The organism is Erythrobacter sp. (assembly GCF_011765465.1).
GTDB lineage: Bacteria > Pseudomonadota > Alphaproteobacteria > Sphingomonadales > Sphingomonadaceae > Erythrobacter.
The window spans coordinates 3183391-3199358 of record NZ_CP050265.1 but is presented as its reverse complement, the minus strand read 5'-3'; the positions used below and the strand labels follow the sequence as shown (position 1 = coordinate 3199358).

At 68.1% G+C, this 15968-nt stretch carries 15 protein-coding genes; 7 read left to right on the top strand and 8 right to left on the bottom strand.

The features are described 5' to 3' along the window. The first annotated feature begins 11 nt into the window (after positions 1 to 11). Together G9473_RS15515 and thiD are read left to right on the top strand one after the other, a co-directional pair. Positions 12 to 1235 carry an FAD-dependent oxidoreductase gene (locus G9473_RS15515; RefSeq protein WP_291134633.1) on the top strand — a complete coding sequence of 408 codons (1224 nt, stop codon included), beginning with the start codon at positions 12 to 14 and terminating at the stop codon, positions 1233 to 1235. A 58-nt stretch (positions 1236 to 1293) separates the two neighbouring features. Further along, the gene (gene thiD, locus G9473_RS15510; RefSeq protein WP_291134631.1) at positions 1294 to 2106 is read left to right on the top strand and encodes a bifunctional hydroxymethylpyrimidine kinase/phosphomethylpyrimidine kinase; all 813 of its coding nucleotides are present in this window, start codon (positions 1294 to 1296) and stop codon (positions 2104 to 2106) included. Between the two features lie 202 nt (positions 2107 to 2308). Here thiD and G9473_RS15505 read toward each other — a convergent pair whose 3' ends face one another. Then, entirely contained in the window at positions 2309 to 3193 is an 885-nt protein-coding gene (locus G9473_RS15505; RefSeq protein ID WP_291134629.1) for an LOG family protein, read from the bottom strand. A 248-nt stretch (positions 3194 to 3441) separates the two neighbouring features. Next, positions 3442 to 5835: a TonB-dependent receptor gene (locus G9473_RS15500; RefSeq protein WP_291134627.1), complete on the bottom strand. Its 2394-nt coding sequence runs from the start codon at positions 5833 to 5835 to the stop codon at positions 3442 to 3444. A 165-nt stretch (positions 5836 to 6000) separates the two neighbouring features. Here G9473_RS15500 and G9473_RS15495 point away from each other — a divergent pair, with 165 nt between their 5' ends. The 3 genes from G9473_RS15495 to G9473_RS15485 are packed head-to-tail and all read left to right on the top strand — an operon-like array spanning position 6001 to position 8064. Beyond that, positions 6001 to 6738 carry a ThuA domain-containing protein gene (locus tag G9473_RS15495; RefSeq protein WP_291134626.1) on the top strand — a complete coding sequence of 246 codons (738 nt, stop codon included), beginning with the start codon at positions 6001 to 6003 and terminating at the stop codon, positions 6736 to 6738. After that, entirely contained in the window at positions 6735 to 7295 is a 561-nt protein-coding gene (locus G9473_RS15490; RefSeq protein WP_291134625.1) for a carboxymuconolactone decarboxylase family protein, read from the top strand. Before G9473_RS15495 ends, G9473_RS15490 begins: the two co-directional genes overlap by 4 nt. Before the next feature lie 10 nt (positions 7296 to 7305). Further along, positions 7306 to 8064, top strand: a complete 759-nt coding sequence (locus tag G9473_RS15485) for an SDR family NAD(P)-dependent oxidoreductase (RefSeq protein ID WP_291134624.1) — start codon at positions 7306 to 7308, stop codon at positions 8062 to 8064. On the opposite strand, the gene G9473_RS15480 is transcribed toward G9473_RS15485, so the two are convergent. From G9473_RS15480 to G9473_RS15455, 6 genes are read right to left on the bottom strand one after another with little or no spacing between them, the layout of a single operon-like run. Beyond that, positions 8061 to 8831 (bottom strand): SDR family oxidoreductase, encoded by a 771-nt coding sequence (locus tag G9473_RS15480; protein WP_291134623.1) that lies wholly within the window; start codon positions 8829 to 8831, stop codon positions 8061 to 8063. The two genes, G9473_RS15485 and G9473_RS15480, sit on opposite strands and share 4 nt — an antisense overlap. After that, positions 8828 to 10147 carry an MFS transporter gene (locus G9473_RS15475; RefSeq protein WP_291134621.1) on the bottom strand — a complete coding sequence of 440 codons (1320 nt, stop codon included), beginning with the start codon at positions 10145 to 10147 and terminating at the stop codon, positions 8828 to 8830. The genes G9473_RS15480 and G9473_RS15475 overlap by 4 nt, the downstream gene beginning before the upstream one ends. Beyond that, positions 10144 to 10848, bottom strand: coding sequence for a TetR/AcrR family transcriptional regulator (locus G9473_RS15470; protein ID WP_291134619.1), 705 nt, complete (start codon positions 10846 to 10848; stop codon positions 10144 to 10146). The genes G9473_RS15475 and G9473_RS15470 overlap by 4 nt, the downstream gene beginning before the upstream one ends. Then, entirely contained in the window at positions 10845 to 12104 is a 1260-nt protein-coding gene (locus G9473_RS15465) for a cytochrome P450 (RefSeq protein WP_291134617.1), read from the bottom strand. The genes G9473_RS15470 and G9473_RS15465 overlap by 4 nt, the downstream gene beginning before the upstream one ends. Further along, positions 12091 to 13449: an aromatic ring-hydroxylating dioxygenase subunit alpha gene (locus tag G9473_RS15460; protein ID WP_291134615.1), complete on the bottom strand. Its 1359-nt coding sequence runs from the start codon at positions 13447 to 13449 to the stop codon at positions 12091 to 12093. Before G9473_RS15460 ends, G9473_RS15465 begins: the two co-directional genes overlap by 14 nt. Positions 13450 to 13500: 51 nt before the next feature. Beyond that, positions 13501 to 13851, bottom strand: a complete 351-nt coding sequence (locus tag G9473_RS15455; RefSeq protein WP_291134613.1) for a Rieske 2Fe-2S domain-containing protein — start codon at positions 13849 to 13851, stop codon at positions 13501 to 13503. Positions 13852 to 13963: 112 nt separating this feature from the next. Here G9473_RS15455 and G9473_RS15450 point away from each other — a divergent pair, with 112 nt between their 5' ends. Together G9473_RS15450 and G9473_RS15445 are read left to right on the top strand one after the other, a co-directional pair. Beyond that, a complete protein-coding gene (locus G9473_RS15450; RefSeq protein WP_291134611.1) occupies positions 13964 to 14929 on the top strand; it encodes a thiamine pyrophosphate-dependent dehydrogenase E1 component subunit alpha in 966 nt (321 codons plus the stop codon). Between the two features lie 16 nt (positions 14930 to 14945). Then, entirely contained in the window at positions 14946 to 15968 is a 1023-nt protein-coding gene (locus G9473_RS15445) for an alpha-ketoacid dehydrogenase subunit beta (protein WP_291134609.1), read from the top strand.

The following is a 15968-nucleotide window of genomic DNA, read 5'->3' as shown; positions in this document are numbered from 1 at the left end:
GGGGCCGTGCGATGAACCTCGATCGCCGGACCATGCTCGCCGCCCTCGCTGCCGGGTTCACCCTGCCTTCGGCCTCGCTCCGCGCGGAGCCGGTCGGCGGCGCGCGGCTCGTCGGCCACCTGCGAACGAACTGGAGCCGCGCTCCCTTCGCGCTGGGCTCCTATTCCTATGTCGCAAGGGGCGAGCGGCCGGATGACCGCCGGACCCTCGCCGAGCCGGTCGCGGGCCGCCTGTTCTTCGCCGGCGAAGCCTGCCACCCGGACTACGGCGGCACGGTCCATGCGGCTTACGAATCGGGCATCGCCGCCGCTTCCCGAATGCTCGCGCAAAGGCACGGGCGGATCGCCGTGATCGGAGCCGGGATCGCGGGTCTGGCCGCGGCCCAGGCGCTCGCGCAGGGCGCGCACGAGGTGGTGGTGTTCGAGGCAAGCGAGCGGATCGGCGGGCGCATCCGGACCTCGCGCGAACTCGGCCTCCCGCTCGATCTCGGGGCAAGCTGGATCCACGGGGCGACAGGCAATCCGCTGACCGCGCTGGCCGACGGGCTCGGCCTTTCGCGGGTTGAGACCGGCGAGAGCTACGCGGTGCGGGACGGCGCCGGACGCAGGGTGCGCGCGGCGAACCAGCCGGACTGGCTGTTCCGCGAGGCGGAAGCGCAGATCGCCTTCGGCGCGGACATCGACCTCCTCGCCCCCGAGGCGCTGGACAAGGGCGACGGTTACGAAGGCGCGGACATGATCCTGCCCGAAGGATACGACCGCCTGCTGGGCGGGCTGAAGCGCGGACACGGCTACCACCTCTCGCACCCGGTCCGCGCGGTCCGGCTCGACGCGGCGGGTGTCACGCTGGAGGTCGAGGGCATAGGCCGCCGCCCTTTCGACGCGGCCCTCGTCACCGTCCCGCTGGGGGTGCTGAAGGCAGGCAGCATCGCCTTTGACCCGCCGCTACCGGAGGAAAAGCGCGCGGCGATCGGGCGCATCGGGATGGGCGTGCTCGACAAGCTCTACCTGAAGTTCGACCGGGTCTTCTGGGACGATGCGACGTGGCTCTACACGCCCGACACGGGCCTTCAGCGCGGGCAATTCAACCAGTGGCTCAACCTGCACGGCATCGTCGGCGAACCCGTCCTCCTCGCTCTCAACGGTGGCTCCTCGGCGCTCGCCCTTGCGGGGCTCGGAGATGAGAAGCTGGTCGGCGAGGCGCTCGGCGTGCTGCGCCGCGCCTATCGCCTGTGATCGAGGGGACGGCGCAAAAATATCCCGCTCGGCCGCGCGGACTTGCTAAGGCGCGCGCATGACCACGAAAGCCCCTCCCCGCATCCTCGCCATCGCCGGGTCCGACAGCTCGGGCGGCGCAGGCATCCAGGCCGACCTCAAGACCATCGCCATGCTCGGCGGCTACGGCATGACCGCGATCACCGCGGCGACCGCGCAGAACAGCACCGGGGTGCAGGCGATCACGCCGCTGTCCGGGCCCTTCGTCGCCGAGCAGGTGCGCTCGTGCATCCGCGACATCGGGGTCGACGCGATCAAGATCGGGATGCTGCACGATGCCGACATAATCGCCCATGTGGCCGAAGCGCTCGAGGAGGTCGACAGCCGCGTGCCGCTGGTGCTCGACCCCGTGATGATCGCGACCTCGGGCGCGGCGCTGATCGCGCCGGACGCGGTCGAGGCGATGAAGGAGCGGCTCTTCCCGCGCGCCACGCTGGTGACGCCCAACTTGCCCGAGCTCGAACACCTCGCCGGACGCAATCTCAGGACCACCGAACTGGTCGAGGGCGCAGCGCGCGAGCTGGTCGCGGGATATGGCTGCGCGGTGCTGGCGAAGGGCGGGCACACCGAGGACGCGCGGATCATCGACATCCTCATTCCCGCCGAGGGCCGCTCGGTCCAGTTCGACCACGCCCGGATCGAGACCCGCCACACCCACGGGACGGGCTGCACGCTGTCCTCGGCGATCGCGACGCTGATCGGACACGGGCAGAGCCTCGAACACGCGGTGAGGCTTGCGCGGCGCTTCGTGCTCGAGGCGATCCGGCACGCGCCGGGCTATGGCGCGGGGAGCGGCCCGCTGGGGCATCAGGCGGTGCGGAAACTGGATTAGGGAGTGTTTGCTTGCGGGGGCGTCCGGACTCTGCCGGAACCTCGGGCCAAGCCGGGTTGCTTGTTTGCGGCGCTGCCGCGCTGCCTAGCCGCCCTCTCCCCCGCCCTTCCACCCGGCAGTGTATCCTCAAGGGTGGAAGGGCGGGGGAGAGGGCGGCTAGGCTCAAGATTCCGGCGGATGCCGGAACCGCATCAGACAGGAATCACCGCTTCAGCTCGTAGAACTCCGCGATGTGATCCCACGCGTCCTCGGCCGTCTCGCACCAGTGGAACAGGTCGAGGTCGCGCTTCGAGATCGTGCCTTCTTCGGCGAGCGCCTCGAAGTCGATTACGCGGGTCCAGAAATCGTGGCCGAACAGGAGGATCGGGATCGGCTTCATCTTGCCGGTCTGCACCAGCGTCAAAAGCTCGAAGAACTCGTCGAACGTCCCGAACCCGCCGGGGAACACGGCGACCGCGCGGGCGCGCAGCAGGAAGTGCATCTTCCTCAACGCGAAGTAGTGGAACTGGAACGAGAGATAGGGCGTCACGAAGCTGTTCGGCGCCTGTTCGTGCGGCAACACGATATTGAGCCCGATCGATTCGCTTCCCGCATCGCTAGCGCCGCGATTGCCCGCTTCCATGATCGAGGGGCCCCCGCCGGTCGTCACCACGAACTGCCTGAGCCCGTCCTCGATGATCGCCTTTTCCGACACCAGCCGGGCGAGGCGGTATGCCTCGTCGTAATACTTCGCCTTCTCGGCGAGGCGCTGGGCCACCTTCTTTTCGAACTCGTCGCCGTTCTCGGCCGCCTCCAGCCGCGCCTCGACCTGCGGGGGCGAGGGGATGCGGGCCGAGCCGTACATCACCAGCGTCGATCCCACCCGCGCTTCGTCGAGCAGCATCTCGGGCTTGAGCAGCTCCAGCTGAAAGCGCACGGGCCGCAGCTCGTCGCGCAGCAGGAAGTCGGTGTCGCGGAAGGCGAGCTTGTAGGCCGGGTGCTCGGTCTGCGGGGTGCGGTCGGGGTTCTCGTCGGCGAAGCGGCTTTCCTCGCCGGCGCGGTAGAAGCGGCGATCCTTGAGGTCGCGTTCGGTGGGCTTGTCGGTCATTGCGCTGCCACTAGGGCCAAGCCCGCCCCCCGGCAAGCGGCGGCGCCCCGCGGCGGCTCCTTAGTTCGCGTAAGCCGCGCGGTATGGCGCAAAAGGACAATTTTTTGTTGGAGCCGCCCTGCGCCGATCCAACCGCGCGCGCACTCTCCTACAGGCACAAAAAAGGGGCCCCGCGTGAGCGCGGAGCCCCAGTTCGTCCGTGATGGAGAGATCCATGCGTCACGGCGGTCGGAAGGAAATGCGCCCCGTCAGAAGCCGAAGCCGAATTCGACCCCGTAGAGCCGGGGCGGCGACAGCGTCCCGAAATCGACGATCGAATTGGTGAGGCCGAAATTGATCTGCTCGTCGAACAGGTTCTCGACGAAGGCGGTGACGCGGAAGCGGTCCTGGTCCGGCCCGCCGAAACTGATCGTCGCCGAGGAATCCACCCGCCACAGCCCTTCGACAAGGCCGCGCGGCGAGTTGAAGAATTCCTGGAACCGCTCGCCGACATAGCGCCCCTGCCCGTTCAATTGCAGTTCGCCGAAGCCGAGATCGGCGGTGTAGGTCGCGCCGATGCTGCCGGTCCATTCGGGCGCGTTGCGCAGCTCCAGCGTCGAGAGGTCCGCAAGGATCAGCGTGCCGGGCGGCTGCGGCGGGGTCGAAACATAGGTCGAAGGCGCGATGAAGGCTTCGTAATCGGTATACTCGGCATCGAGATAGCCGAGCGAGGCATCGATCCTCAGCCCCTCGAACGGCAGCGCGCTGACTTCGAGTTCCACCCCGCGGATGCGCGCCTCGGCGACGTTGCGCACCGTGGTCGAGGTGAAGGTCGGCGGCGGGCCGGGCTCGATCGCCTCTTCCTGCTTGTCCTTGTATTCGTTCCAGAACAGCGCCGCGTTGATGCGCAGCTTGCGCTCGAGCAGGTCGAGTTTCCCGCCGATCTCAAAGGCGTCGATGATCTCCGGGTTGAACGGCGTCGTCACGTCGCGCACGGTCCCGGCGCGCGCGCTGAAGCCGCCCGCGTTGTAGCCGCGCGTGAACGAGGCGTAGGTGAGCACGTCCGCGTTCGGCTCCCAGGTCAGCATGACCTTGGGCGTGAATTCGAACCAGTCCTCGCTCGCCCCGCCCGCATCGGTCAGCGGGCGGCCTTCAGGGATGCCGTCGGTGATCTGGTAGGGCGCGGTCGGCGGCAGGCCGGGATCGTAGAAGCGCGTCTGGATGCGCTTTTCATCCCAGGTCGCGCGCCCGCCCAGCGTCAGGGTGAGCGTGTCGGTCATCGCCCAGTCGGCCTGCGCGAAGATCGCGGTGGTGGTCGATTCGTGGTCGTCCTCGTCCCCCGCACCGTTCACGAAGAGGAAGCCCGGCGGAACCGGCGCGCCGACCAGCGACAGGTCGAGCTTGATCGCCTGCCTGAGGCTGTATTCCGAATGGAAGTGGAACGCGCCCGCGACGAAATTGACGGGGCCGTCAAAGCTGCTCGCGAGCCGGATTTCGCCGCTGTACTGGCTGTAATCCTGTTCGCGCACCACGTTGAAGGCGGTCGCGCTCGACCCGTCGAAGTCGATGTAGACCGCCTCGCGCGAATCGCGCATCCCGAACACGGTCGACAGGGTCAGCGTGTCCGACAGGTAGATGTCGCCCGTCACCGTCAGCGCGTCGAGCCGCGCGTCGAGGAAATGCGGGTCGGTCGAGGTCGAAACCGGGTTCTGCGGATTGTCGCAGATATTCTGGATCAGGCAGAGCGGGTCCGGGCCGAAAGCGGGCGTGACCGTCGCCGGGACCGGGAAGGTCGTCTGGATGAGGTCGATCGGCAGCGGCTCGACGCCCGAAATGCCGCGCGGCACGTAAGGGGTGAGGTCCGAATTGTCCTCGGCATGGTCGTAGATGATGTCGAAGGTCGCGACCCCCGGCGTGTCGATCCGCAGCACCGCGCCGACGTTCCAGCGGTCGCGCGCCCCGCGCGAGCCGCCTGCCGGGTTTTCGAAGAAACCGTCGTCGGTGAGATACTGCCCGCGCACCAGCATCGACACGGTGTCGCCGATCAGCGGGGTGTTGATCTCGCCCCGGAAATCGAGCGTGTCGAAATTGCCGATGGTGACGACCCCGCGCGCGCCGAATTCGCCGGTCGGGCGGCGGCGGGTGGCGTTGAGCGCGCCGCCGGTGGTGTTGCGACCGAACAGCGTGCCCTGCGGCCCGCGCAGCACCTCGATGCGTTCAAGGTCGAAAGTGTCGAGCAGGTTGAAGGCCGAAGTGCCGAGATAGATCCCGTCAAGGAAAGTGCCGACCGCCGGATCGAAGCTCTTTTCCGGGTCCTGCGAGTTCACCCCGCGGATCGAGACCTGCGCGAGGCTCGGCCCGATCGAGACTTCGGTGAGCACGAGGTTGGGAACCTGCCCCGCCAGTTCGGAAATGTCGCGCGCGTTGAAACGTTCGACTTCGGCCTGGTCGAAGGCGGTGATCGCGATCGGCACGTCCTGCTGCGCCTCGGCGCGGCGCTGGGCGGTGACGACGATCTGGCGCAGCCCCTCGTCCGAGGTCGCCTGCGGGGCATCGCCCGACACGTCCTGCGCGTGGCTGACAGCGGGCACGAACAGGCCCAGGACAAAGGGGGCCGCCCCCACGGCAAGGCCCGCACGGAATCGCGTTCTGGTTTTGCTCATTTTTTCCTCTCCCCGTCGCCTTTCCCCCTCTGCCGCTACGGCATCGGGGGTTCCGGCGCACACAAACTTTTTGACAGTCCAGTAAGAAAAGTCAAGATTGGCACTATGGAGAGGACACAGGCAGGCGAAGAGCGCTGCGGCGAAAGGCGCCCAGGGAGACGTGACGTGCGACTGGTGGTCGGCGGCATGGCCCATGATTTCGATTTCGTGCGGATGGAGCTGCTGCGCGCGCTGGGCGAAGACCCGTGCAACCGGGTCGCCGTGTCCTCGAGTTTCGAGGAATTCGATGGCGCGCCCGAGACTGCGCTCATCAGCTACACCTGCAATGTCGAACCCTCGCCGCAAGCCGCCCGGCGGTTGCGGCGATTCGTCGAAGGCGGCGGGCGCTGGCTGGCGCTGCACGCGACCAATTCGCTGCTCGTCTGGGGCGAGGACGGCGTATCGGGCCGCGCGCTCGCGGGCGATTTCCTCGAGACGCTGGGTTCGTCCTTCCAGGCGCATCCCCCCATCGGCCCCTACGAGGTGCGGCCCGGTCCGGTGGCGGACCCGCTCACCGAAGGGATCGGGCCGTTCACGGTCGAGGACGAGCTTTACCTGTCGGATTACACCGACGGCATCGAAGTGCTGCTCCATGCCGATTTCGGCGGGGCCGCGCCCGGCTTCCTGCGGGACGAGTGGCCGCGCACGCAGCAGGCGGTGCTCTATCGCCGCAGGCTGGGCTCTGGCGAGGTGCTCTATTTCACCCCCGGCCACGCGCGCGGGCATTACGACGCGCCGCATCGCACGCCCTTCTATCCCCATGTCGAGCGCGGGGCGTGGGACGTGCCCGAATACCGCGAACTGCTCGCCCGGTGCCTCAAGTGGGTCTGCCGCGAGCCCTTGCGGGAAGGAGAAAGCGCATGAGCAAGGCCGGCCTGCCCCCCTTGGCGGACGACGCGATTCCCGAAAGCCTCGCCGAGGTGATCGCGGCCTGGCCTTACAAGCTCCACCGCACGCTCGCCCATTCGCCGGACACGCTGCTCAAGTGGCTGCCCTATGGCGAGCATATCCTGCTGCACAACGCCCTGCCCTTCCGCGAGCGCGAGATCGCGATCCTGCGGGTCGGGTGGAACGCGCGGTGCGCCTATGAGTGGGGAATGCATTCGATCGTCGCGCGGCGCGGCGGGTTCGAGGATGCCGATTTCGAGGCGCTGTGCGTCGGGGCGGACAGTCCGCACTGGACGCCGGGCGAGGCGGCGGTGGTCGCGGCGGTCGACGACATGATGCGCGACTGGACGATTTCCGAAGGCGTTTGGGCGCGGGTCGCCGAGCACTACGCGCCCGACCAGCTGGTCGATCTCGTCTGGCTCTCGGGCAATTTTCTCACGATCTCGCTGCAATTGAACGCGCTGCGCGTGCCGCTGGAAGACGGCCTGCCGCCGCTGCCGGAAGACCGGCCCCACTATACAAGAGCGACTTAGGAGACAGCCGATGGATCTCGAAATGGAAGGCGCGAAGGCGATCGTCACCGGGGCGACGCGCGGGATCGGCAACCGGATCGCGGAAAAGCTGCTCGAGGCGGGCGCGGATCTCGCCTTCTGCGCGCGCGATGCCGAGGCGGTGGCGGAATGCGAGAAGGCGTGGGGTGCGCGCGGCTTCCACGTGAAAGGCGCGGCGGTCGATGTGGGCGATGCGGACGCCTACCGCGCATGGCTCGCCGAAGCCGCGCACTGGCTCGGCGGGTGCGATGCCTTCGTCCACAATGTATCGGGCGGAGGCGGCGCGGGCGGCGACGCGAAATGGCGCGCCAATTTCGAAGTCGACCTGATGGGCGCGGTGCGCGGGCTCGAGGCGCTGGAGGACCATCTCGCCAAGGACGGCGGGTCGGTCCTGTTCGTGTCCTCGACCGCGGGGCTGGAGACCTATCCCTTCGTCCAGCCCTACAACGTGATGAAGGCGGGGCTGATCGTCTACGCCAAGCAGATCAGCCAGGTGCTCGGCAAGAAGGGGGTGCGGGTGAACTGCATCTCGCCCGGCGCGACAACCTTTCCCGGCGGGAACTGGGAGAAGCACAAGGTCAATTATCCCGACTATTACGAAGCGACCGTGGCGGAGATCCCCTTCGGCCGGCTCGGCACGGCGGAGGAGGTCGCGGATGCGGGCGTGTTCCTGCTCAGCAAACGCGCCTCGTGGATCACGGGGGTGAACCTCATCGTCGACGGCGGGCAGACGCGGCGGGTGTCGCTTTAAAGGCTCGCGCCGCCATCAACGGGCAGGTCGATGCCGGTGATGAAGGCCGAGTCTTCGCAGGCGAGGAACAGCACGGCCTTCGCCACGTCCTCGGGCAGCACGATCCGCCCCGTCGCCGCGCCCAGCGGGTGGACCGCGACGCGGCGGGCGTAGTTCGCCTCGCGCTCCTCGTCCGTATCGCCGAGATTGGCTTCCATCATCGGCGTCAGGGTCGATCCCGGATGGACCGCGTTGACGCGGATATATTCGCCCCTTTGCGCAAAGTGCAGCGCATAGGCTTTCGTCTGCGCGCGCAGCGAAGCCTTGGCGGCGCTGTAGGCGGGCAGCGCCGCATTGGGGCGCAGCGCGAGGAGCGAGCCGACATTCACCACCGAGGCGTGCTCCGAGGCGCGCAGCAGCGGGGCCATCGCCTGCACCGAATGGAAGATGCTGTCGGCATTGGTCCGCTGGAACCGCTCCCAGAATTCCGTGTCGATGCTGTCGAGATCGCCCATGCCGGAAATCCCGGCATTGTTCACCAGCACGTCGAGCCGGCCGTGCCGCCCCTCGATTTCCGCCGCCAGCCGATCCCAGTCCGCGCGCTTCGCAACGTCGAGAACCGCGGCTTCGGCCCCCTCGCCCAGTTCCTCCGCCAGCGCGAAGGCCGCCTCGCGCGCGACATCGGCGCAGATCACCCGCGCGCCCTCGGCCGCGAAAGCCCGCGCCACCGCCGCCCCGATGCCTCCCGCCGCGCCCGTCACCAGCGCGATCCTGCCTTCGAGCTTCATGCCTCCCTCCGAAGTTCCCGATAGGGCCGCAGCCCCGCCCACAGCAGCGCGAAGGCGAGCGGCGCGCAGACCGCGTTCACCCAGGCGAGCGAGTAGCGCACGCCCTCCGGCCCGGTGAACAGCGCGTCGTTGAACGCGCCCACCACCAGCGGCCCCGCACCCAGCCCGACGAGGTTGATGACGAGCATATAAAGCGCGCTCACCTGTCCGCGCATCCGGTTCGGCGTCACCAGCTGGATCGCGGTCCCGGCCATGGGATAGGGCATGGTCGACATCAGCATGGCGGGCGCGAAAACCGCCAGCGCCAGCTCGCCCGTCGGCATGAGCGGAGCGAGCCCGCCGAACAGGCCGGTGCCGAGATAGCCCCACGCCGCGACCTTGAGCGGCGCATCGCGCGCGCCCGCTGCGGTCATGCGGTCGCACAGCCAGCCCGCAAGCAGCGCGCCCGCCGGGCCGAGCACGAGGTAAAGCGCGCCATAGGCGACCCCGATCTCGCCCGCCGACCAGCCATAGGCGCGGATGAACAGCGCCGGGGTCCACACGGTCGAGGCATAGCCCGACAGCGTGATCATGCTGAAACCGGCAAAGACGAACGCCAGCGCGCGGCTCTGCCCGCGAAGATGCGCCGCGACCTCGCGCATGGGGACTTTCGCCCGCCCCTCGCCGCCGCGCCTTGCGGGCTCCTTCAGCACCAGCATCAGCAGCACCGCGACCAGCAGGCCGGGCGCCGCGACCAGCAGGAAGGTGCGCCGCCACGGGGCGAGCTCGCCGAGAAAGCCCGGCGCGTCCCACGCCGCGACCACCGCGATCGCCACACCGCCCGCGATATAGGCGAGGCCGATGCCGACGAAGGCGGTCATGGTGAAGACGCTCATCGCCCGGCCCAGCCGTTCGGGCGGGAACATATCGGAGATGATCGAATAGGCGGTCGGCACGACGCTCGCCTCGCCCGCGCCCACTCCGATCCGCGCGGCGAACATCTGCCCGAAATTGCGCGCGAGGCCCGATGCGAGGGTGAACAGGCTGAACACCGCGACCCCGATCGCGATGACCGGCTTCCTCGGGCCATTGTCGACGAGCCGCCCGATCGGCAGCGCCATGGCGGTGTAGAACAGGCCGAAGGCGACACCTTGGAGCAGGCCGAACTGGGTGTCGCTGATCGCAAGGTCGCGCTGGATCGGCTCGACCAGCAGGTTGATCACGATCCGGTCGAGATAGGACAGGATATTGGCGAGCGCGAGGATCGCGAGCGCGGTCCACGCGAGCCTTTGCGCGGGCCATGGCCGAGCCTCGAGAAACCCGGCCTCGGCTTTCAAGCGGCGTCGTCCTCTTGCCCCGCACCGACCGCCTTGCGCAGCAGGGCGACGCCCTCTTCGGTGCCGATCAGCAGCTTGAGAAAGCGCAGCAGCGCGCCCTTGCGCTCCTCGGCATTGAAGGTGATGCCGTCCTGCTGCGCGACCCCTTCGAGCAGGAAGCGCACGATGTCGCGGCGAAGGTCGAACTCGACCGAATCCGAAAGATAGCGCGGGAACAGGCCCTGCGCCGCCTCGCGCCGCGAGCGGTCGAAGGCGGCGAGCGCGGGCTCCATGTGGCTGCGCAGTTCCTCATCCGTGCGCGAGGCGAGCGCGAGCTCGGTATAGGCGGCGAATTCGGGCGTCTGGAGCTGCTCCCACGCGATGTCGACCGCGCGTTCGAGGAAGTCCCCATCGTGCGGCAGGCCCTCCATCGCGTCGGTATACATATCGATCCGGCGGCGGGTGACGTGGCGGATGATCGCCTCGATCAGCTCGGCGCGCGATCCGAAATGGTAGAGCATGGCCGCACGCGTGATCCCGGCCTCCTTGGCGACGCCGGTGGTCGACAGCTTCTTGTAGCCGTCGCGCGCCAGCACCGCGACGCCCGCATCGAGGATCTTCAGCCGCGTGCGGCGCGAGCGGTTGAATTCGCCCGAAGTCAGCGCCGCCGGGTCGGGCAGGTTGGAAATATGGCGGTTTTCGGTGTCGTCGTTCTTGGTCATCGCTCGAATTCCAGGGGCAGGGATGTCATGCCCCGTTGGTGGAAATTCGTGCGGAAGGGAAGGTCTTCCTCAGGCGCGGCAAGCCGGACAGCGCTGTAACGCGAGAGGATTTCGGCGAGCGCGAGGCGCATTTCCAGCCGCGAGAGCGCCGCGCCGACGCAGAAATGGATGCCGTTGCCGAACGCCATGTGCGGTTTCGGCGGCTTGCGGTCCAGTCGCACCTCGCCCGCGCCCTCGCCCCAGACCTGTTCGTCGCGATTGGCCGCGGCGAAGCGGACGTGGAGCATGGTCCCGTCGGGGATCATGTGCCCGCCCAGCTGCTGGTCGCCCACCGCCTTGCGGAACTGCCCCTGGATCGGGCTGTCGAGGCGCAGCACTTCCTCGAGGAACGGCGCGATCTTGTCCGGCTCCGCCTTGAGCCGCGCGAACAGCGCCGGATCGCGCGCAAGGCGCAGGAGGGCGAAGCCGAGCGTGGAGGTGGTCGTCTCGTTCCCCGCCACCATCAGCTGCGTGAGGATCGAGAGCAGCTCCGAATTGTCGAGCGGTTCGCCGTCGGGCTTCGTCGCATTGGCGAGCGCGGTGATGATGTCCGAGCCCTCTCCCCCGCGCCGCTCGTCGCACAGCGCGACCATCGCCTTGTGGCATTCGAGCGTGAGCCGCGCGATCTCGATGGCGCGGGTGTCGCTGGTGAGGAAGCCGATCTCGTCGGCGAAGGCATCGGACCAGCGTTTCACCGTCTCGTCGCCGAGATGCCGCATCCCGAGATATTCGCCGATCACCGAGACCGGCAGCGGGACCGCGAAATCGGGGAAGAAATCGCTCTTGCCGCCCTTCGCGTCGATTGCATCCAGCAATTCCCCGATCCGCCCGGCGACGAAGGGCTCCATCAGCTTGAGGCGGCGCGGCAGGAAGAAAGGGCCGACGAGCTTGCGATAATCGTCGTGGCTGGGCCCGTCGTTCTGGACCATGGTGAGCGCGAGCGGCCAGCCCTGCGCCTTGATCTCCAGCACCTCGGGCGGGAGGCCGCCCTTTCGCATCGCCGCGCGGTCGGCGAAGCTGGAGAAGCGCTGGTGATGGCGCATCACCTCTTCGGCGAGGGCATAGTCGAGCACGAAGACCACGCCGGTTTCGGGTTCTCTCCAGAGCGGCCCGGCCTCCTCGCGCATCGCCTCGTAAGCGAGCCACGGCGCGCGCATGAAGCCCGCCGCGCGCGGTTTCGGCTCGCCGGGGCGGGCGATGTCCTCAGGCGTTGCCAAGGCTCTTGTCCAGCTGTGCATGGAAATGGCGGATGCGCGCTTCCTGGTAGTCGCCCGTGACCGGGCCTTTCGTGCGCATCGTCTTGAGGCCCCGCTGGAGCGCGGCGAGATTGGCCGAATCCTCGTCGAACACGGCGCAGTAACCGCCCAGTTGCGGCGCTTCGTGAAGGCTCGCATCGGGTCCGACGACCTGCGGTTCGGGCACGTTCGCCGGATCGCCGCCGGGCGCGACGAACATGATGTCCATGACGCTCATGTCGGGGTCCGTGCCCAAGGGGCGGAAGCGGTAGACGAGGTAGCTCCCCCAGCCCGCCCAGCACACGAGGTTGGGGAAGACGTGGTACTGGATCGTGTCGATCAGCTCGCAGTCGGTCGCCTCTTCCGCATAGGGCACGCCCTGCTCCGCCAGCGCCTTGCGCCGCGCCGCGCCGATCGCCTCGCGCGCGGTTTCGGCGGTGTCGGGCAGCGCCAGCGTGTCCGCCGCATCGCCCAGCGCGGGGCGCATCCCCTCGCGGTAGACCTGCTCGTCGGTGAGCGGCTCGATGTTCGGACTGGCGAGCCCGCGCGGGCTTATCATGCGGGTGTGCGCGCTGCCTTCCCACACGTCGTATTGCGTGTTGGCATCGCCGAGATAAGGCGCCGCGCTCGAATGGGTTTCGGTGACGTGGAAGCTCTCGATGAAGGCTTCCAGCGCGATCTTCCAGTTGCAGCGGTTGATCTTCTGGACGTGGACCACCTTGACCCGCTCGGCGAGCGACCAGCCGCGCGTCTCGTAGGCCGCGGCGACGGGGCCGAGGAACTCCTCGAGGCTCTCCTCGCATCCGTCGGGGCAAACGAAGACGAAGCCGCCCCAGGTCGCGACGCGGGCTTCGGGCAGGGCGAAATCGGCCTTGTCGACGTGCTCGAAATCCCATTCGTTGACGAGCCGCTTGCACGACCCGTCCAGCGCCCATGTGAAGCCGTGGAAGGGGCAGCGAAATTCCTCCGCCGTGCCGTCGCAGTCGCGCAGCGCCCGGCCGCGGTGGAGGCAGGCGTTGAAGAAGGCCTTGATCGTGCCCGGCGCCGAGCGGACCACGATCAGCGAGATGTCGGCGATTTCGTAGAGCACGTAGTCGCCGACCTCGGGAATGTCCTCCACCCGGCAGGCCATCTGCCACGTCTTCGGCCATAGCCGCGCGTTCTCGAGCGCGGCGAAGTCGGCATCGAAATAGCGCCGCCGGTCGATTGGGCGCACCGGCACTTCGGCCTCGCCCCTTTCGGCGAGCACGGCAGGCACGGGGCGCTTCTCGCGCGCGAGCATTTCGGTAAGCGTCGGCTGCGGGGCCTTGGGCGAACGCTGGGGCATTTCGAACCTCTCCGCGCACCTTTTTACATTGCTGTATGAATCTTGCAAGCCTCAGGGGCGCACCCACACCTCGCCGCCTTCGAGGCGCACCGCGTGGCAGCCGAGCGCCCGCTTCGTCGGCCCGGCAATCGCCGCGCCGTCCGACAGGCGAAAGCGCGCGCCATGGTGCGGGCAGGCGATCGCCCCGCCCCGCACGCGCCCTCCGGCGAGCGATTGGCCGGCATGGGGACAGCGCGCGTCCACCGCGAAGACCTCGCCCCCCGCCCGGCACAGCAACATCGCGCGGCCTGCGATCTCCACGGCGAGCGGGCGCGAGGACGGAATGTCGGCAGCTGCGCAAACGCGCTCCCAGCCGCTCTCGCCGTGTCCGCTCGCCACCGCCCCGCTCCCAAAATCGGGCATTCAGCCCCGCGCCGATCCGTGAAACCATGCGATTGCAAAGCCCCACCGACAAGACTTCCATTTTTAGATATGCCTGTATAAAGTTTTGCGGTCAAAGAAGGGATCAAAAGGGATGCAACTCGACCGACCGACCCTGATCGAAGCCTATCGCCGGATGCGGCTCATCCGCGATTTCGAGGACAACGTGCAGGCCCAGTTCGAACAGGGCCGCATCCCCGGCTTCGTCCACCTCTACGCCGGGCAGGAGGCGAGCGCGGTCGGCGTGTGCCTGCACCTGTCGGACGAGGATTATATCGGCTCGACCCACCGTGGCCACGGCCACTGCATCGCCAAGGGCTGCGACGTCACGGGCATGATGAAGGAGATCTTCGGGCGCGAGGGCGGGCTGTGCCGCGGCAAGGGCGGCTCGATGCACATTGCCGATCTCGACAAGGGAATGCTGGGCGCGAACGCGATCGTGGGCGGCAACCCGCCTCTGGTCGTTGGCGCGGCGCTCACTCTCAAGACCAAGGGCCTGCCCCATGTCGCGGTGTCCTTCACCGGCGACGGCGGGTCCAACCAGGGCACCACCTTCGAGGCGATGAACCTCGCCGTCGTGCTCGGCCTTCCGGCCATCTTCGTGTTCGAGAACAACGGCTATGGCGAAGGCACGGGGGTCGATTACGCGGTCGGAGCGGACAGCATCGCGGGCCGCGCGGCGGGCTTCGGGATGCCGGCCACGACCGTCGACGGGCGCGATTTCTTCGCCGTGTTCGAGGCCGCGCGCGAGGCGATCGAACGCGCCCGCACCGGCGGCGGCCCGAGCGCGATCGAAGTCACCTGCATGAGGCAGCACGGCCATTTCATCGGCGACGCGCAAGCCTATCGCAGCAAGGAGGAATTGGAGCGCGTGCGCGCCGACGATCCGCTGCGCCTGTTCCGCGAACGCGTGACGTCCGAAGGGCGCCTCGAGCCTGCCGACCTCGACGCGGTCGACCGCGAATGCGCCGAGGCTATCGCCGCAGCCATCGATGCCGCCGAAGCCGCCCCCGTTCCGGCCGAGGACGAGCTCCTCACCGACGTCTACGTTTCCTACTGAAAAGGCGAGCCAAGCAATGCCCCGCAAGACCTATCGCCAAGCGATCAACGAAGCGCTCGATTCCGAAATGGCGCGCGATGAAAATGTCATCGTCATGGGAGAGGACGTCGCCGGCGGCGCGGGCGGCAGCGGCGAGGACGATGCCTATGGCGGCGTGCTCGGCGTGACCAAGGGGCTGGTCGGGAAATACGGCCGCACGCGCGTGATCGATACGCCCATCACCGAAAGCGCGATCATGGGCGCGGCGGCAGGGGCGGCTTCGACCGGGCTGCGTCCGGTCGCGGAACTCATGTTCGTCGACTTCGTCGGCGTGTGCTTCGACCAGATCTTCAACCAGGCAGCGAAGTTCCGGTATATGTTCGGCGGCAAGGCGAGGACGCCGCTCGTCATCCGCTCGATGATCGGGGCAGGGATGAGCGCGGCGGCCCAGCATTCGCAGGCGCTCCACCCGATCTTCACGCATATCCCGGGGCTCAAGGTGGTGATGCCGTCCAACGCCTATGACGCGAAGGGACTGCTGATCCAGGCGATCCGCGACGACGATCCGGTGATCTTTCTCGAACACAAGGCACTCTACGACACGCAGGCCGAAGTGCCGGACGAGCCTTACACCATCCCCTTCGGCGAGGCCGAATTCGTGACCGAGGGTGACGATGTGACCGTCGTCGCCTTCTCCGCCATGGTCCCCCGCGCCAAGGCGGTGGCGGACGAACTCGACAAGGACGGAATCGAGGTCGAACTGATCGACCCGCGTACGACCTCGCCCCTGGACGAGGAGGCGATCCTCGAAAGCGTCGAGCGCACCGGGCGGCTGGTCATCGTCGATGAAAGCTCGCCCCGCTGCGGCATGGCCGCCGACATCGCCGCGCTGGTCGCCAGCAAGGGCTTTGCGCATCTGAAAGCGCCTGTCGCGATGGTCACGCCGCCGCACACGCCCGTCCCCTTCGCGCCCAATCTCGAAGCCGCCTACCTGCCCTCGACCGACCGCATCGCCGCCGCCGTCAGGGCAACGCTGGGCGAAGCGGTCCCGGCGGAGTGA